The sequence below is a fragment of the Nodularia spumigena CCY9414 genome, assembly GCF_000340565.2.
In the GTDB taxonomy this organism is placed as follows: domain Bacteria; phylum Cyanobacteriota; class Cyanobacteriia; order Cyanobacteriales; family Nostocaceae; genus Nodularia; species Nodularia spumigena.
Genome location: NZ_CP007203.1, coordinates 4,895,212 through 4,913,636, shown reverse-complemented (window position 1 = coordinate 4,913,636; position 18,425 = coordinate 4,895,212). Strand labels below are relative to the sequence as shown.

Below are 18,425 nucleotides of genomic sequence, written 5' to 3'. Positions count from 1 at the left end.
CATCTTGTATAGCTATGGAAAATGGTGCAAGATATCAGCACAAAGATGGATTTGTTGTTGGGGAAATCTATTTCTATAGCACCTTTTTTTGATGCTATTTTTATCTTTTAATAAACTTCAGCTAGCATAATCAAGGGAATTATATGACAGCTGCTGAATATTTAGAGGCAAATCAGATAAACGTCGCCACTACAATCACAGAAGAATTGCAGATTGAGGGAATTGTCGAACCCACTATCTGGCGTTACTTTGAAACTCTCAACGCCGGAGAATTTGCAGCAACTGCGGCGTTATTTGCCGATGATGGGGTGATGCACCCGCCCTTTGAATCTGGTATTGTGGGACGAGAGGCGATCGCTATCTATTTACAACAAGAAGCTGAAAATATTCAAGCTTGTCCGCGTCTAGGAATTGTGGAAACATTAGAAAATGACCACATCCAAATTCAGGTAACAGGTAAAGCGCAAACTTCCTGGTGTGGTGTCAATGTCACCTGGTACTTTATCCTCAACCAACAAAGGCAAATTAGCAATGCCAAAATCAAACTATTAGGTTCTCCCCAAGAATTACTGGCTCTGCGTCGGGAAAATTAGCCCCTATGTTGATATTGGTTATTTTTTGGTGGTAGCTGTTTGCAACAAAGAGCGCATTAACAATTTCCGACCTAAATCAATATCTGATGGCGCACATTGCCATTCTGGGTGTGCTGTCATTAATAAACTATCCAAGGTTTCTTGGTCAAATAGATGCCAAATTGGAGCATAATTAATTTCTGCTTCCACAGCATAACAATTAGGACTGATACAGTGAATCGTACAATCACTGGCAATTCTGTTCACAGTCATTTGTTCCCCAGGCTGTAAAGACCGAAATTGGCGGATAGCTTGCTTCAATTCACTCATTGAGGAAACTACCAATCCAGGTATAGCTATTATTACATTGCTGTCTCCATTGACTGCAATCCAGTAATGACGACTGGGGTCGATACCCTGTAGCCAAGGTGATTCATCATCAAGGCGATAGCGTGGCGACAAACAAAATAAAGCTTCCATAGATTTCGTGATAACGTTGGTTGATTTAGTGTAATCCTTTACACGCGTGGCTATCCTGGGGGTTGTAGGGCTATGCCATTACCTTTTTTTTGGAGATATAAAATCGGCAGTTAGGCTTGCTACTGTATCCAGTATTTAATATTTGGCAGTGATAAATCAACTTAAATTAGCAAAAATTATTATCTAACTTTACATTTATTCATAAATTCACCTCTCTTCAGCATTCAGCCGAAATCCCTATTGACTTTCCTGTAAGTATTTTGGTGGGTTACGCTGTCGCTAACCCACCCTACGGTGATTTTTAGGGAAGGGCAAAAATTTGAGAAGAACACAAAAAATGGACACTGATAAATCTGTGTTTATCTGTGTCCATCTGTGGTTGATTAAATTAACCGAAAATTATTCCCATTCTATGGTTCCAGGTGGTTTGGAGGTAATATCGTAAACCACACGGTTAACACCTTTCACCTCGTTGACGATGCGGTTAGAAATGTCTTCCAATATATCGTAAGGTATGCGCGCCCAGTCAGCAGTCATACCATCTTCACTGGTGACAATGCGGAGAACAATGGGGTAAGCATAGGTACGTTTGTCACCCATAACGCCGACACTGCGAATCGGTAATAATACGGCGAAGGCTTGCCAAACATCGTGATATAAACCACGTTTGTTAATTTCTTGGCGAACAATTAAATCAGCATCACGGAGAATATTCAATCTTTCGGGGGTGACTTCGCCTAAGATGCGAATTGCTAAACCTGGGCCGGGGAAGGGTTGGCGTTGGACAATTTCTTCTGGTAAACCAATGGAACGCCCTACTTTACGGACTTCATCTTTAAACAGTTTCCGCAATGGTTCTACAAGTTTAAACCGCAAGTCTTTCGGCAAACCACCAACGTTATGATGACTCTTAATTTTTACTGCTACCCGTTCGCCGGTTTGGGGGTCTACGTTGGTATCAGCAGACTCGATGACATCGGGATACAGTGTACCTTGGGCTAAATAGTCAAAGTGTCCCAGGCGTTTGGATGTTTCTTCAAATACTTGGATAAATTCATGTCCGATGCGGCGGCGTTTTTCTTCGGGGTCTGTGATACCCTCTATCATGTTGAGGAAGCGATCGCGCGCCATGACGTATTCTACAGGAATATGAAACTGTTCTTTAAATAGTTTCAATAATCTTTCTGGCTCTAATTTCCGCATAAAGCCTTGGTCAATAAACACACAGGTCAATTGCTCCCCAATAGCTTTATACAACAAAAACGCCAGGGTAGATGAATCAACTCCCCCAGATAAGGCTAAAAGTACCCGCTTATCACCAACTCTGGCGCGAATTTCCCGAATTGCTTCTTCAACAAATGCCTCTGTTGTCCAGGTGGGTTCGCAATCGCAGATATGATATACAAAGTTGCGAATTAATGGTAAACCACCGAGGGAATGTACTACTTCGGGATGGAACTGGACACCATATAGTTTCTTTTCGTGGTCAGCGATCGCCGCACAGGGTGTATTATCTGTATGGGCTAACAATTCAAACCCCGTTGGCATTTTAGTGACTGAATCTCCGTGACTCATCCACATAGTAGTGCCTTCTTCGACGTTAGTTAATAAGTCGGTAGGGTCATCTATATATAATGATGCTTTACCATACTCACCGCGATCAGCTTTGGCTACTTCCCCATCAAGTTGCTTCACCATCAACTGCATTCCATAGCAAACACCCAGGATGGGAATGCCTAAATTCCAGATTTCTGGATCACAATGGGGAGCGTGATCATCATAAACTGAACTCGGACCACCAGAGAGAATGATGCCCTTGGGATTTAGTTTTCGTAAATGTTCAGGTGTCGTGCGATAAGAGAGAACTTCGGAGTATACTTGAGTCTCGCGGATACGACGCGCAATCAATTCTGAATATTGTGAACCGAAGTCTAGAATCACAATCATTTGTCGATCTAGTCGCCCCAAATTTTCCATTTGAGACGCTTGTTCGGTTTGTAGAGTCACCGATGTATTCATGATGGGGGGAGTTGTAGATGTAAGGTAGATGTTCGTTCTGTGGTCTAAACTAGATCCCACTTATCGCCTGGTTTAGCTGGTAAATGGTTGGTTGAGTGGATAGCCAACAAACGCGAGGTTGAACGCGCTTGCTAGTCTCTGCTTATGGCATGGTATTAAAAAGAATGATTTAACTGAGAATGACTACGGAAAAAAATATGTATTTGGATTATTTATGATTATTCATAATAAATTAACACAATTTTTCCATTAAGATACCACCGATTTTGCTCTTGATGATAATTTGGCGATCGCGATCAAAGAGAATAGAGCCGCAGACTGTGGTATCTTTACCTCTACTGCTATGACTTTGAATGTATTCTAAAGAACGCGTATCAATAGCTTGAGCGATCGCACGATAAATTTGATTTACCCAATCACTACCTGTATCAGCATCTAAAGATTTTAAGTATTTTAATGCCGCTTCAGCTGTAGGACTATCAAACACCGTGTGTATATCTTCTGATTTTAAACCCACGAGGGCGCAGTGGGCAGCTAAAATTTCCCGACGACCATCAGCCAAGTGATGATGGGTGTGAAAAATTCCCCCGGCTAATTTCATCAGCTTCCCGTGATAGCCAAATAATAAGATTTCTTTAACACCCAAAACATCAGCCTCTACTAACAGTGGTCCGAGCCAGTTAGCAGTTTTTACCAGTTGTTCGGGATTAATACCGAGTTTACGCGCCAAATCTAGACCATTTTCGCCAATACAAAACACCAAAGTTTCAAATTGACTGGCTTTATCTTGTAATTCGCTGCGAAAAGTGGTTAATTGATCTGGTGTACTTAAAGGTTGAGAAATCCCAGTTGTTCCCAATAACGAGAGTCCTTCCACCACACCAAAGGCAGAATTAGAAGTACGAACAGCAAGCGATCGCCCTTCAGGTAGAATAATACTTACCGTGATTTTCTCTTCAGGTGCTAACATTCGGCTGAGGTTTTCTTGTAGCAGCCTTTGAGCATAACCATAAATCGCCGGTTGATTACCAGCATTTAGCTGTATACCAATACCTTCCCCACCTTGAATAATTACACTTTCCCCATCTCCTGTTCTCCATTCCACTAACGCCCAAATTGGAGTATTTCTAGTTAAATCGAGATTATCACCCGGTTCACTGCGAGTAATAGCCAAAGCCATATTTTCAGATAGTCCTGATACCTGTTCAATGGGTATTTCTGCTATTTGCGCGGGTGAAATCAAGTCAACGGAAACAGATGCGAGAGGTTGACAATGGCGTAACCAGTGTAACGCCGCAATAGCAGAAGCACAGGCAAAAACGGGGAGAGTGTATCCAGAACGGGACATTAGGGAGTAGGGGGAAAGAGGCAGGGGAGCAGGGAGCAGGGAGCAGGGGGGAGAAGACGGTAACTTCCCAATAACTAATGACTAATGACTAATGACCAATGACTTCTGAAAGTAAATTTTCCATAGCTTCCCCAGAAATTCCTTGTTGGATATAACGGGGAGCTTCAGGATTGTAAGGGCTTTTGATGCGGTCAACACTGAGAATTATGGCTTCATCTGGGATAACTGGCACATCGGGGTCAAATGCAGTTGGACGCATCAAGGAACTAGAGAAACCTTTAAAAATGGCGATTTTATCTTGCTCATCGGCGATTTGCACTGTTACCAGTAAGACTTCCTGCGGGCGTTTAATGGTGTATTCTTCCAGTCGCTTACCAATGGAATTATTCATTTTTCCCTACTGTTGTGTAGCTGAACGTCCCTGTTTACCCAGCTTAACTACGACAAAGTATGTCAAATACACTACATAAATTAGTAAACCAACGATGCCCAGAAAGCCGAGAAAAGCAGGTTTGCTATTGTAATGAAAATATTGTTTAAACAGTAAGGGTGCTTCCAGCCAAACTTGACAATAGGGCGTTTTGATGGCCGTTTCTGAGATAGCACAACCCACAAAAGGCACAAGAGAAATTGCACCTAAAATAGAATAAACAGTTACACCCCAGCGCCAAGAGTTAAAAATCAGCTTTAAAGGGGTATTTGCTTGATAATCAATTTCATCATTGAGATCCACCCAAAACCACAGGGAAATGGTAATCAGAACTCGCCCCATCAAGCCGGATATAAAGCTAACTGGGTACTGAGCAATCATTAAATAAATTGTAATGGCTAGCAGACTGGATACTCGCCAGTAAATGGTTAACAGGCGTTGCATTCCTTCGGCTTTTTGTACAAATGCCCAAATTAGCACAATTAAAGGAGTAAACACTAAAAATAATAATGCTAGTCGATAGTCAATCCAGACAAGCTGGCGAAACCAAACTTCATTCATAATTTTTTTTTAGATTAGCAATAATAAATTTAAATCCATGATTTGGAAATTCGCTTAATTTATAGTTAAAAAAAACAAGCAACTGGCAGAACTTCAACTTAAATATCTTGCATAATCCTACAGCGTCGTCAGGAGAGTTAAGGAACTCGTACCGAGTAGTAAGTCCACAAAAAACCCAATTTTGTTAAATGCTGGGAGTTCTTTTTCAGAACATCGATCCTGAATAGAAACCTCCTAGACTCACCTAACCCTAGAATTATTAACTTACCCTCCTGAGTAGAGAGAAGATGATTAAAAGGGATGGACTTCGATTTAATATGGGGTTAGCGCCAAGGTGCAAGATATCAGTAAGTAGATTCTCGTTGCTTGCTTATGCGGCAAAAACAAATTTACCGACTCAGTGTCTAGTCTTCGTAAACCCGGCACTCAGCAGCGTCTGGGTTATCGTCACAGTACTTTTCTAGGGAATTTTTTGGATTCTTGCTGCGTTGGTGGGCGGCTTCAGCTTGGAGTTCTTCAACTGCATCCCAAGCGGCGGCACACTCAGCAGAGTTGCTCCCTGAAATGTCACAGACAGTCCGAGCTTGTTCTACTTCTGTTTCGATTTTTTCTTGGATTTTTTCTTGGATGTCGCTCATAGTTTAGTCTCTTTGTGTAATTTTCGTACCAGTATAGAAAAACTTGAAGAATGGCATCTTTGTGTTCTATCGTTAACCATTCTAACCACTTAGCAGTTACTTTAAGTATTTTAGCTTATTGATCCATGCTCAAGACAAGAGCTGGGAATCTATGAAGCATTACTTGTAGTATCCGTACTATAAAAGTATAATCATACAATATAAGTAGGTAAACAAAAAAAATTAAAGGTAGTGTAAAGATAAGTAAATACGGAAAAACATATATTAGGGTGATGTAAATATGGGGTCAAGGTTAAGGATATTCCTGACAAAAAAACAAGATAGAGAGTTGTTTGACCTGAGAACAGCGAAAGTACCGCAGAAAGTAAAAGATAGAGCTGAAGTAATCAGATTAAATGCAGATGGTTGGTATGTGGAAAAAATAGCGGCTCACTTTGATTGGGGAGAGCAAACAGTAAGAGTCGTGTTGAATAAGTGGGAAAAAGAAGGAATAGAAGGACTCCATGAGTTACCAGGTCGAGGGAGAAAGCCAAAATTGGTGGAAGCTGACATTGAATATTTAGAAAAATGCTTGAAAGAAGAAGCACAAACTTATAACAGTAAGCAATTAGCAGAAAAACTGGATAAAGAGCGTGGGATAAAAGTAAGTACCAACACAATCAGACGGGGACTAAAAAAAAAGGGGTGATTTGGAAGCGGATAAGAATAAGTCATCAAGCAAAACAAGATCCAGTGACTCGTGCAAATAAACAAGCAGATATGGATATGTTAGAACTGGCTGCGGCTAGTGGAGAAATAGACCTAAAATATTTGGATGAATCAGGATTTTCAGCTTGGAGTGATTCAGGTTATACATACTATCAAAAAGGAGAACAAAAAAAGCTCGAACAAACAAAAAGACGTGGACGCAGAATCAGTATTATTGGGCTATTTCAGCCATTAATTAGCTTTATTTATGGTCTAGTAATTGGAGGAGTTAAGCGCAGTTCTTACATCAAAATGATGGAACAAGAGGCGCAAGAAGCATCTGAAAGTAAACGAATGAGAGTCATAGTTCAAGATAATGGACCAATACATTGTTGTAAAGAAGTTTAGGCATTATGGACAAAGTGGGAACAAATGGGTTTATATATGTTTTTCCTTCCTAAATATTGCTCGGAAATGAATCCAATTGAATTAGAATGGCAACATCTTAAACGAGATGAAATTGCTGGAAAAATGTTTGAGGATGAATTAGAACTAGCGTATGCAGTTATGGATGGTGTTGAAACCAGAGGTAAAAAAGGAAAACACCGGACAGAACGTACTAAATTTAACAAAGCCAATTAGGTTAACTTTTCTTTACATACCTTTAAATTTTTCTGTTAACCTACTTATTTGCACGAGTCACTGGATCTTGTTTTGCTTGATGACTTATTCTTATCCGCTTCCAAATCACCCCTTTTTTTTTTAGTCCCCGTCTGATTGTGTTGGTACTTACTTTTATCCCACGCTCTTTATCCAGTTTTTCTGCTAATTGCTTACTGTTATAAGTTTGTGCTTCTTCTTTCAAGCATTTTTCTAAATATTCAATGTCAGCTTCCACCAATTTTGGCTTTCTCCCTCGACCTGGTAACTCATGGAGTCCTTCTATTCCTTCTTTTTCCCACTTATTCAACACGACTCTTACTGTTTGCTCTCCCCAATCAAAGTGAGCCGCTATTTTTTCCACATACCAACCATCTGCATTTAATCTGATTACTTCAGCTCTATCTTTTACTTTCTGCGGTACTTTCGCTGTTCTCAGGTCAAACAACTCTCTATCTTGTTTTTTTGTCAGGAATATCCTTAACCTTGACCCCATATTTACATCACCCTAATATATGTTTTTCCGTATTTACTTATCTTTACACACCTTTAATTTTTTTTGTTTACCTACTTAGTAGTAAATCAACATTTAAATATTTTGTTATAGTAATATAGCAGAAGTCAAAAGTCAAAAGTGAAAGACTCGCTGTGACTGGGTTTTAGGCTTTTGCAATGTCCTAACAACCTTGGCGGTTGCTATACTAGGGATAAAAACAATTACAAATTAGAAACTATGATTACTAATGAAAGATCAGATGTAGCTGCAATTATCGCAAAGCAGCGTGAATTTTTTCAGACTGGAAAAACCAAAGATATTACATTTCGCCAAGAACAACTCAAAATTCTCAAACAAGCAATAGTTGAGAATACACAAGCAATCATTGAAGCACTAGAAGCAGATTTACAGAAACCAGTATTTGAGAGTTACGCTACAGAAGTTGGTGTAGTCAATGAAATCGATGACGCTATCAAAAACCTCAAGAATTGGAGTAAGCCCAAAAAAGCCGCAGTTCCCTGGAAGTTTTTTCCATACTCAGCCAAAATTTATCCAGAACCGCTAGGAGTTGTTTTAATTATCGGTCCTTGGAATTATCCTTTGCAGCTAATTATCTCACCTTTAGTCGGTGCGATCGCCGCAGGAAATTGTACAATTCTCAAACCTTCAGAAATTGCACCCCATACTTCCAGTTTAGTAGCGCAAATAATTGGCAAACATTTTAACCCAGATTATATTGCTGTAGTAGAAGGAGGTGTAGAAACCAGTCAACAACTCCTAGCAGAAAAATTTGACCATATCTTTTTTACTGGTGGTACAGCTATTGGTAAAATTGTCATGGAAGCAGCAGCAAAACATCTCACACCAGTTACTTTAGAATTAGGTGGTAAAAGCCCTTGTATTATCGATAGTGAAATTAACTTAGAATACACTGTTAAACGCATTGTTTGGGGCAAATTTATTAATGCTGGACAAACGTGTATTGCGCCTGATTATCTTTTAGTTGATCAAAAAATCAAAAAAGATTTGGTGGATGGGATGAAAAAATGCCTCAAAGAATTTTATGGCGATAATCCCGCAATCAGTCCAGATTATGCTAGGATTGTGAGTAAAAAACAATTTGACAGGTTAGCTAATTTAATTAAAGATGGCGAAATTATTATTGGCGGAGAAACCAACCCTGAAGAACGTTATATTGCGCCTACCTTACTTGATCATGTTTCTTTAACAGATTCCGTCATGGAAGAGGAAATCTTTGGTCCGATTTTACCGATAATTGAATATACAGATATTACAGAAGCGATCGCCTTAATTAACTCTAAACCAAAACCCTTAGCTTTATACATATTTACTCAAAATAAAAACCTGCAAAAACAAGTCTTACAGTCAACCTCATCCGGTGGAGTTTGTATCAACGACACAGTTATGCAAGTTGGTGTTTCATCTTTACCCTTTGGTGGTGTAGGTGATAGTGGAATTGGTAGCTATCACGGTAAAGCCAGTTTTGACACTTTTTCCCATTACAAAAGTGTGTTAAAAAATTACTTCTGGCTAGATTTAAACTGGCGTTATGCGCCCTACAAAGACAAATTATCAGCCTTAAAGAAAATTGTCGGCTAAAGCCCCAAACCACTGCTGTAACGCTCCTGGTTCCAAGGTTCACCACGGCGGTGGTAGCCATTACGCTCCCAAAAACCCAGTTCTTCCTCATTGAGAAACTCCAAACCATTAATCCATTTGGCACTTTTCCAGGCGTAGAGATGAGGTACAACTAGGCGCAATGGTCCACCGTGTTCTGTTGTTAACGGTTCACCAAATAGTTTAATAGCAAAAAAATTTTCTTCTCGTACAAAGTCTTCTATAGAAATATTAGTAGTATACCCACCATAGCAGTCTTTGCATTTAATCTCATAAAATTGTAGTTTTGCGTAGTCAAACGTAGCTATACCCGTCACTACAATGAACCTTAGTAATATCTTTCATTGTTGAAAATTCAACTCTAAAACCATTGATAACAATCTCACATCCGTTTTTTGTGGGAGTTTTAACACGACTTACATACTTTCCAGAAGTTATGTTTTTACGATCTTTGTGCAAAGTAGCCTTAACAAAATCTCCTGTAGAAACATGAGTGAATATTTTTTTAGGCTCAGTGCAAGGAAAACCAAATTTATTGATCCTACAGAATCTTCTGCAACTATGCCCCGTGCTTTTTACTGTTAAAATTTTTGTTGTCAGTATTTTGAGAGTTTCAACTTTTCCTACACAAGCAGCATCAATCCAATGAGTTTTAGGCAATCCTAAACGAGTTCTATTAAACTTAGTTAAACCTCCTGAACCTGTTGTTATAGGTAATCCAGTTTCTTTTAACTTATTAAATAAAGCCCATCTCGTTGAATTTACAGCAGACGCATCTTTTAGTGGACGCTTGGCTTGGGATAAAATTTGCTTCAACAACTCAGGCTTTTTTGCTAAAAACTTCTCAATATCTTGAGTACCTTTTTTGATATTGCATTTCTCACAAGCTAGACACAAATTAGAAATTCTATTAGTTCCTCCTTTGGCTTTTGGTTTAATATGCTCAACTTGTAAAGGGACATTTTCCGCAGTACAGTATGCACATTTTCTATTCCATTTATTCAAAAGATATTCACGGACTTCATACCCTTGTAACTCTCCCTGTTGATACTCAAAGCCTGATATCTCCGGGTTTTCTAGCTGCTGTAGGTCAAACCTAGCAAGCTCTTCAACTATGTCAGTTATTGGGGCAAAATTACATAATCTTTTAACCCAAGTGTTAATAGTTAAAACTCTATGGCTTAAAGAAGGTGCTAACCAACCTTGAGGTTTAGTGCGGTTAAGAAATCTAGCTTGACGATAACGAGTATGTCTAGAACGTCTTCCTCGCCTTACTCCTTTTCGAGTTTCTAGGCTTTCTTTAATAGCTAAACCTCTGTGTTGTAATTCCATACCCCAGATGACTTTATTATTTTGAACTAACGCAAAACCTGTAGTTTTACTCCCTGGATCTATTTTTAATTCAATCGGTTGAGTTGGAACTTCAGATTTAGGTTCTTTCAAAATTATGGTAAATGGAAATCTTCTAAATACAGCAGCTTTTTGTTGATTTAATAAAAAACGTGCATCTCCTGGATGAATTGGAGTAAGTGGTTTTTTGTTGGTATCAAGAACTAGAACAAAATTAGACATTTAAATTTCACCTTTTCAGGGTAATGTTTGCTTCAACCTTGTTATCTGAGCTTGTTATGCTAAATACACTATCCTTGCGGATTGTTTAATAAGTAGCAACATGGCAGGGGACTAGCGAATCCCAAGGTGTTATGACCTAGATAACGTTTACTCATGTTTTGAGTGGTTTGGTTCACATAAACTACAGATTACTCCGTTTATTTATGCTCTCTCTATTTGATCACGGGTGAAGGAGATTTTTTGACAGCGATTAAAATCGCCTACGCCTTACCCCCATACATGAATGTAGGGGCTTCCACGGCGCGAGGTGTCTGGTGAGTAATGGGTAACGGGTTTCCCCAATTACTCATTACCCATTTTCTATCAACCCGATGAGCTTTTGCGGACTATCGATGATTGATAATGCAATCAGAAAACCACAGAAAAAGCTCTCATACAGTCTTGATAAATCTGAAAACTGGCTTTTCCTGACTAGGGAATTATGATTCTGCTTCCTCTTCTTCAGTGGTGGGATAGACAAAGGTAGAACGTCCAGTCAAAATTGATTTGCCCAGAGAAAGAGCCTTTTGAGCTTCAACAGCAGCTTTATGTCTCCAGGTGGCTCGACGTTTATCTCGTTTGGACTTGGATGTTTTCTTCTTAGGGACAGCCATAGTAGCGGATATCGCAGTTCTTGACAACCTTCCTATTCTAAGCCATCAGTTCGACTTTATAGATTGTCCGTGGGGATTGAGAAATAAATTCCCTATTCCCTACTCCCCACTCCCTATTCGCTACTCCCTACTCCCTACTCCCCACTCCCTATTCCCTACTTGGCATTGGGAATTGCAGGTTTTGTGTCAAACAAGAGGAGCGATCGCGCTGTTTTGAAGTAAGTTGCCCAACGTTGGGGGTCGGGGCGTGTGCGCCATTGCTGGCGACTAACTTCTAAGGCCAAAATAGGTGCGATCGCACCATAACTTTCCACCGTGACGATTACTGAAACATCTGTAGTTAATATGTCTTTGTCAAAGCTCCGTTGAGCAGCTGCCCTGGAAACCGCTTCTGCTCGTTGGAGTATGGTTTCATAGCTTTCATCTGCCATGCGCTCAATCTTCAGGTCAACTCTAGCGGTATAAGCGCGAACTATTTGGGGGGCGATCGCTTCTGTTAATACCCACACAGAAATAGGCGAAAAAAGTAAAACAATTAACGGAAAGCTCCGGATCTTTTTGGCAATTTGGCCAATAAATGGAAAGGGAATGATCAATGATCGTTGATGAGCAATATTCCTGGTCATAACCTGATAACTCCTTATTGATGATTTGTAATTTGAATTTTACTCAGCATGATTATCTAAGTTTACTGTCATAAAAACTGCTTATAACTCAGTAACTCGATCATATTCTCCGAAGACTATAAGACATAGGTTAGCTTTGTTTTTTCAGCAAAGCCAACCGCAATTTTAGGCAATCAAACAACAACCTACAAAGAGCGGGATGGCAAATTACTGGGCGATCACAATCGGCATCAATCAATATCAGTTATTTCAACCCTTACGTTGCGCTCAAGCAGATGCCGAGGTACTAAATAATTTTTTGGTTCAAGAAGGAGGCTTGGCACAGCAACGGTGTCTGTTGATGACAGCTGCTTCCCCACCCATTGGGGATAGATCCACCTATCCCACTAAGCAAAATATTCTGGTGTTACTGGAGGATTTGACGGCAGCTTGTTGGCAACCACAAGACCATCTCTGGTTATTTTTTAGCGGTTATGGAGTCAGTTACAAAGGCCAAGATTACTTAATGCCAGTGGAAGGAAATCCAGAATTGGTAGAAGAAACTGGCATAGAAGTGCGATCGCTCATGCAAAGTCTGCAACTGACTGGAATTAATACACTGATGCTGCTTGATATCAACCGTGCTTTTGGCACTCAAGCAAATAGTCCCGTGGGGCTAGAAACCATAGAACTTGCTAAAGAACTACAAATTGCCACAATTCTTTCTTGCCAATCGGATCAATTCTCTCATGAAAGTAGCGAACTAGGTCACGGATTCTTCACAGCTGCACTATTAGAGGCTTTGCGTTCTGGTAATGCCAGTAGCTTGACTGATCTAGAAAGCTATTTAAGTGTTCTTACCCCAGAATTATGTCAACACTACTGGCGACCTACACAAAACCCTGCAACGATCTTTCCATCTCACCAACCACCAATATTACCGGAGTGTGAGGAGGAAAACCACAACCTAGTACTTTCCAGCACCATACAACCCAGTGGAGCCGAAGCAGTTATTTTTCCAGAGGAAAGCTTTGCTGTTGCACTTACAGCGTCTTCTCTGGGCGCAACAATCCCTAAAAATTTAGCCAAGACGCAAAACGCCAATATCTGGGAGTCAGCCCAAGGTGTGGAAACTACTCTAGGTGCTAAATCCCAATCGGTAAATTTTTCCAACTTCATCCCAGCCATTAGCCAGTTGGAAGAACAAAAACTTTCTAGCTTGGCTCAACAAGAGTACCTCAACCAACAAAACACGCTCAATAGGCACATGGCTACAGGGGGAAGGTTCATCCCCAATGCGCCTCAACCTTATGTTTCTCCCTTACCTGAGAATAAGGCAGATGCCCCATTATGGAAACAGTTTTTAGTTTGGGGTGGCGGCACTATGTTGGTAGTAGCTTTAATTTCTGTAGTTATTCTCCGCAATCAGGCGAGATTGTTGCAAATTAAAGAAATATCACCCATAGCACCCATTACTGCTACCCCTGAGCCAAATGTTGACGCTAATGCTGACTCGGAATCAAATACATCACCAATAACTCCTCCCACGAATAACCAATCTAGCGCCCAAATCGCCGCTAATTCTCAGTCTCAAAAGCGGAGTCAAGCAGTCTTAGACTTAGCGAAAATGTCTCTGAGGGAAACTCAAGCTAGTGATCTGAGTCAGGCGATCGCCACTGCTAGTAAAATTCAACCAGGTGAACCACTCTACGAACAAGCTCAGGATAATATTAAAATTTGGAGTCGCATGATTCTAGATTTAGCAGAAGGTCGTGCCAAGCAAAAACAATATACAAATGCCATTGCTGCGGCTCAATTAGTTTCCCCAAATCAAGCCCTTTATCCTCAAGCACAAGCAGCAATTAGCCAATGGCAGTTAGAAGCTCAACAATATGTGGGTAATCAAACTGTTTTAGATGCAGCTCAGTCCTTAATTAGACCCGGACAAGCATCAACATATAATCGTGCCATTGAAGTCGCTAGAAGAGTACCACCCGGTCAACCAGGATTTGATAGCGCCGAAAAATCTATTAATGAATGGAGTGCAAAAATTTTGGAACTGGCTAAAAGTCGAGCTGACCAAGGTAATATCGCCGCAGCAATTGAAACGGCTACTTTAGTCCCACAGGTGACAGATGTTTACGAAGACGCTCAAGAAGCCATCCAACAATGGCAAGCCAGAAACATGACAAATTAATTAGACCACAGTGTAGAGACCTTTCATGCAAGGTCTCTACAGGGTTTTAACTTCCGTTGTGTGTTTCATTTACCAGCAAAATTGCTGTAAAAAAAGCTAGGAGTTAATTATTAACTCCTAACTCTTCTGTGTGTTTTGACTCAACAGATTTTCTTAGCAGTATTGAGATATATCTTCACCACATTCGTCTGCAAGATAGCACAGCGCTCGGAAGCGTAAACCAACCACTTCTTCAAAAAAGGGATTGAGTTTACACATAGGCGGAATGTGAAACAGTTTTTTCCCGAATAATTTGACATCGCGCTCAAAGGGACATTGAGCCGGAATCAGTTTGCACAAGCGGTGAGCTAGTTTAGGATTATTAATTTGAATATTTTCTATCCTCTGCCGCAGGGGTTGCAGAAGATCACCGTTAGACTGAGGAGCCGAAGGGTGTAGCTGAGTTACAGGAGCTTGATTAGTCTCTGTTTGATTAATCGATACCCAGCTTGCCAAAAAAAACCTTTTCGTGGTATTATCAAATACCTTCATGATTAAGCCTCTGTATTAATGAGGGTATTCATCTTGCTGATGAATGTATACAACGTGGCAATTACCTTTACCGGAAAATCGTTTCCTGACTGAGTTACAATAGGTATAACAGTAGCCACTTATGCCAGAATCGAATTTATTACTACATCAAGTTAATCGCAATTTTCGCAGTATCGGTAGTGTAATAATCTAATCTTATTGATAAGTTCACATACTTTACATTTTAGTAAAGTCATCTGTCCTTGGACAGGTTCCAAGGTATTCGTTACACAATTTAATATAACAAAATTCTATATAAATTTTCAGTAGGTATAAATATCATAAATGCAAATATTCGTTGTAGTGGCTGAATATTGGAGGATTTCAGCGCCCTGTGTTCAGATATTGGGTTTCGCAATGGCTGGGAAAAGAATGTGATCATCCAGCAAGTTGCAATTTATTGAGTCTTGGAGCTAACTTACCTGGGTTTGGCTTTAGATTATGTCCCTGGGTTACGGATGAACCGAGCCACTATTGCGGCCCAAAATTCCTAACACCAAGATTGTTCTCCGTCAGGATTGTGTAGTAACTCACGAATATTGGCTTCCATAACTCGGTAGCCCACATTACCATTGAGTCTCTGCCGTCCTTCATTAAAAATTAGGGTAGGGCTGACCGTAACCATAAGCTCTTTGACCAATTCAAAATCCTTAGATAGTTGAGCATAAGCCTCACCACTATCAATCTCAGCTTGGATCGCAGCAATTGGGAGTTTTAACTCCTCCGCAATTTCAAATTGCACCTTACGCTCAGAAACGTTTGCCAGTTGGGTAAAAAACGCTGCTCGAAATGCCTTAGTTGCTTTTTCAAATACCTGTTGATCTGGCTCAACCAAACCCTTTGCTTCTAATAATTGAATCGCATGGAGAAACAAATGACAAGATGTAGATGAAGCTGGTGTCACCTTAGTCCAAATATCAGGATGAAGGCTGATATGGTCAAATTTTTTGGCAACCCCCTGAACATGATCACTGTATCCTTGCAATCCCCCCCGCTCTCGCCATCGATTCTCCAGCTTTTCACGAGCAGCACCAAAAACGGGGACAAAGTGGTGTTCTATAGCAATCTTGTCTTGAAAAGTTGTTTTCAATTCATCTAGCCGAATTTGAGCAATATAAGCCCAAATGCAGAGAATATCAGAAAAGTAAAAAATACGAATCGGTTCCATATAGCAAAACTCACAAATAAATCATTGATAAAAGCCAAAAAACCCGATTTATTCAAGAAACCAGGGTGATAAATTCTATTCTCAGTAGGGTGGATTAGGAAGGTAGTCCGTAACCCACCACAAATTTAACTCAGCAGCTTGATTAAGATGCTACCTGCGCTGTAGTGCGAGTCCGTCGTCTTCTACCATCGGAAACTTTCGCAGGTGGTTCTTCAGCAATTTGCATCAATAAAGTTACAGTGGGTTGACATTGCAATTCTCGACGAATGGAGCGTTGTAATTCGCGCTCTAACATCCCTTGCAGTCCACCCCAGTCTACTTCTGGTTTTTCGCCTTCACGAATCTGGGCAAATTCTGACCAACGCACAGTGAGCATTTCTTCAATGCGCTGTTGTACCCATTTTTGTACCAGCGATCGCTCTACACTAGTCACAACACCCCGTAGATGAGTTTCTGGTTTAGCAAGCAGTTTGCCATTCCAATCGATAGCGGCGGCGATGGTAACAATGCCTTCTTCTGACATTTTTTGTCGTTCTTGCAAGACTGTATCACTGACCATACCAGCGCTGGTGGTATCCACAAGTTCGATACCAGATGCGACTTTACCAGCAACACGGATAGAGTCTTCTGTTAATTCAACGATGTTGCCATTTTCGATAATTACCATATTTTCGGGAACAATGCCCATGCTCTGAGCCGTTTGGGAGTGCTTCACTAGCATTCGATGTTCACCGTGAAATGGCACAAAGAACTTGGGACGAGTTAAGGCTATCATCAATTTTTGTTCTTCTTGACAGCCGTGACCAGAGACGTGAATGCCTTTGTCCCTTCCATAGACCACTTTTGCCCCTTGAATCATCAATTTATCGATGGTGTTGACCACAGCGATAGTATTGCCAGGAATCGGGTTAGCAGAGAATAGTACCGTATCTCCTGGGCGAATTTTGATTTGGGAGTGTTCTTTGTTGGCAATGCGGGTCATGGCTGCCATTGTTTCACCCTGAGAGCCAGTAGTCAAAATCAAGACTTTCTCATCTGGCATATTCCGGACTGCGTGCAATGGATGGAAGATACTATCATCACACTTGATGTAACCCAGATTGCGGGCGTGGGCAATCAAATTCAACATTGAACGACCCACAACCGACACCACACGGTTATGCTTCTGCGCCAACTGCAAAATCATGTTGATGCGATGCACACTGGATGAAAAGGTGGTGACAAATAAGCGCCCGGTAGCTTGACCAAATTCTCGGTCTAGGTTGGGGTAAACTGAACGTTCCGAAGGGGTAAATCCTGGTACTTCGGCGTTAGTTGAATCACTCAATAAGCAAAGTACACCTCGTTCACCGTGTTCGGCTAATCTTTGTAAGTCAAAGTGTTCGCCATCTACAGGTGTATGGTCAATTTTAAAGTCTCCTGTATGGATGACTACACCTAGAGGCGTATGAATAGCCACTGTAAAACTATCGGCAATGGAGTGGGTATTGCGGATATATTCTACAAAGAAATGTTGACCAATCCGTACCACATCACGGGGTTTAACTGATCTTAACTCAGTGCGATCGCGTACTCCTGCTTCTTCCAATTTACCCTCTAGCATTGCCATTGCTAATCTAGGGCCATGAATGATCGGGATGTCAAATTGCTTGAGGTGAAAAGCGATACCTCCGATATGGTCTTCATGACCGTGGGTAACGATCATGCCTTTAATCTTATGGCGATTTTCCCGTAGATAGGTTGTATCTGGCAGGACAATATTTACCCCTAGCATTCCTTTTGTCGGAAAGGCTAATCCGGCATCGAGAAGAACAATTTCGTCTTCGTACTCAAAAACACAGGTATTTTTGCCAATTTCATGCAACCCGCCCAAGGGAATAATTTTGAGGGCAGATTTAGTTTCGTTATTTACCATGTTGTCCTTGGATGGTTGTTGGTTTTTCAGCTTTAATAAATTCACAATTATCAATCTGGTTATGTATGAAAGAAAATACTAGCTTTCTATGTAAAAAAAGCAGCTAAATGATGTTGGAGATGTTCAGTTATGCCTTGAATAAAACGATTTCACATATATAACTCTTCTGATATTCATCAAATACAGAATTATCTTATCTATGGTTCTTTAAATGCC

16 protein-coding genes and 2 pseudogenes are annotated in these 18,425 nt (G+C 40.6%); 4 read left to right on the top strand and 14 right to left on the bottom strand.

The genetic code is table 11. The features are described 5' to 3' along the window. The first annotated feature begins 143 nt into the window (after positions 1 to 143). On the top strand, positions 144 to 593 hold the full coding sequence (locus NSP_RS21455) for a nuclear transport factor 2 family protein (RefSeq protein ID WP_006198113.1): 450 nt from the start codon (positions 144 to 146) through the stop codon (positions 591 to 593). A gap of 18 nt (positions 594 to 611) precedes the next feature. Here NSP_RS21455 and NSP_RS21450 read toward each other — a convergent pair whose 3' ends face one another. The 6 genes from NSP_RS21450 to NSP_RS21425 all read right to left on the bottom strand — a co-directional run bounded on the left by NSP_RS21450 (position 612) and on the right by NSP_RS21425 (position 6,048). Further along, the gene (locus NSP_RS21450) at positions 612 to 1,052 is read right to left on the bottom strand and encodes a hypothetical protein (protein WP_006198112.1); all 441 of its coding nucleotides are present in this window, start codon (positions 1,050 to 1,052) and stop codon (positions 612 to 614) included. Positions 1,053 to 1,451: 399 nt separating this feature from the next. Further along, entirely contained in the window at positions 1,452 to 3,071 is a 1,620-nt protein-coding gene (gene guaA, locus NSP_RS21445; protein ID WP_006198110.1) for a glutamine-hydrolyzing GMP synthase, read from the bottom strand. A 232-nt stretch (positions 3,072 to 3,303) separates the two neighbouring features. After that, positions 3,304 to 4,419, bottom strand: a complete 1,116-nt coding sequence (cbiD, locus tag NSP_RS21440; protein WP_006198109.1) for a cobalt-precorrin-5B (C(1))-methyltransferase CbiD — start codon at positions 4,417 to 4,419, stop codon at positions 3,304 to 3,306. An 88-nt stretch (positions 4,420 to 4,507) separates the two neighbouring features. Beyond that, on the bottom strand, positions 4,508 to 4,810 hold the full coding sequence (locus NSP_RS21435; RefSeq protein WP_006198108.1) for a DUF7734 family protein: 303 nt from the start codon (positions 4,808 to 4,810) through the stop codon (positions 4,508 to 4,510). 6 nt (positions 4,811 to 4,816) lie between these two features. After that, on the bottom strand, positions 4,817 to 5,410 hold the full coding sequence (locus tag NSP_RS21430; RefSeq protein WP_006198107.1) for a DUF3177 family protein: 594 nt from the start codon (positions 5,408 to 5,410) through the stop codon (positions 4,817 to 4,819). A 404-nt stretch (positions 5,411 to 5,814) separates the two neighbouring features. Continuing rightward, positions 5,815 to 6,048, bottom strand: coding sequence for a Calvin cycle protein CP12 (locus tag NSP_RS21425; protein ID WP_006198106.1), 234 nt, complete (start codon positions 6,046 to 6,048; stop codon positions 5,815 to 5,817). A gap of 280 nt (positions 6,049 to 6,328) precedes the next feature. On the opposite strand from NSP_RS21425, the pseudogene NSP_RS24890 reads away from it, so the two are divergent. Beyond that, positions 6,329 to 7,377: pseudogene (locus NSP_RS24890) on the top strand (IS630 family transposase). A gap of 40 nt (positions 7,378 to 7,417) precedes the next feature. On the opposite strand, the gene NSP_RS21410 reads toward NSP_RS24890, so the two are convergent. Further along, positions 7,418 to 7,891, bottom strand: coding sequence for a helix-turn-helix domain-containing protein (locus NSP_RS21410; protein ID WP_017804407.1), 474 nt, complete (start codon positions 7,889 to 7,891; stop codon positions 7,418 to 7,420). 237 nt (positions 7,892 to 8,128) lie between these two features. Between NSP_RS21410 and NSP_RS21405 the strand changes: the two genes are divergently transcribed. Continuing rightward, positions 8,129 to 9,511, top strand: a complete 1,383-nt coding sequence (locus NSP_RS21405; RefSeq protein ID WP_006196116.1) for an aldehyde dehydrogenase — start codon at positions 8,129 to 8,131, stop codon at positions 9,509 to 9,511. On the opposite strand, the pseudogene NSP_RS21400 reads toward NSP_RS21405, so the two are convergent. The 4 genes and pseudogenes from NSP_RS21400 to NSP_RS21385 all read right to left on the bottom strand — a co-directional run. Continuing rightward, positions 9,508 to 9,843, bottom strand: a pseudogene (locus NSP_RS21400) (molybdopterin-dependent oxidoreductase); the annotation flags it as partial. The gene NSP_RS21405 and the pseudogene NSP_RS21400 overlap by 4 nt on opposite strands. Next, on the bottom strand, positions 9,824 to 11,101 hold the full coding sequence (iscB, locus tag NSP_RS21395; protein ID WP_006194909.1) for an RNA-guided endonuclease IscB: 1,278 nt from the start codon (positions 11,099 to 11,101) through the stop codon (positions 9,824 to 9,826). The pseudogene NSP_RS21400 and the gene iscB, both read right to left, overlap by 20 nt. A 479-nt stretch (positions 11,102 to 11,580) precedes the next feature. Beyond that, the gene (rpmF, locus tag NSP_RS21390; protein WP_006196113.1) at positions 11,581 to 11,754 is read right to left on the bottom strand and encodes a 50S ribosomal protein L32; all 174 of its coding nucleotides are present in this window, start codon (positions 11,752 to 11,754) and stop codon (positions 11,581 to 11,583) included. 155 nt (positions 11,755 to 11,909) lie between these two features. Further along, a complete protein-coding gene (locus NSP_RS21385) occupies positions 11,910 to 12,380 on the bottom strand; it encodes a hypothetical protein (protein WP_006196112.1) in 471 nt (156 codons plus the stop codon). A gap of 199 nt (positions 12,381 to 12,579) precedes the next feature. Between NSP_RS21385 and NSP_RS21380 the strand changes: the two genes are divergently transcribed. Next, complete coding sequence (locus NSP_RS21380) at positions 12,580 to 14,556, top strand: caspase family protein (protein WP_017804406.1); 1,977 nt, start codon at positions 12,580 to 12,582, stop codon at positions 14,554 to 14,556. A 153-nt stretch (positions 14,557 to 14,709) separates the two neighbouring features. Here the strand turns inward: NSP_RS21380 and NSP_RS21375 are convergent, their stop codons facing one another. The 3 genes from NSP_RS21375 to NSP_RS21365 all read right to left on the bottom strand — a co-directional run bounded on the left by NSP_RS21375 (position 14,710) and on the right by NSP_RS21365 (position 18,209). After that, a complete protein-coding gene (locus tag NSP_RS21375; protein WP_006196107.1) occupies positions 14,710 to 15,087 on the bottom strand; it encodes a Mo-dependent nitrogenase C-terminal domain-containing protein in 378 nt (125 codons plus the stop codon). Between the two features lie 529 nt (positions 15,088 to 15,616). After that, positions 15,617 to 16,294, bottom strand: coding sequence for a DsbA family oxidoreductase (locus NSP_RS21370; protein WP_006196104.1), 678 nt, complete (start codon positions 16,292 to 16,294; stop codon positions 15,617 to 15,619). Between the two features lie 142 nt (positions 16,295 to 16,436). After that, the gene (locus NSP_RS21365; protein ID WP_006196102.1) at positions 16,437 to 18,209 is read right to left on the bottom strand and encodes a ribonuclease J; all 1,773 of its coding nucleotides are present in this window, start codon (positions 18,207 to 18,209) and stop codon (positions 16,437 to 16,439) included. Positions 18,210 to 18,425 lie beyond the last annotated feature (216 nt).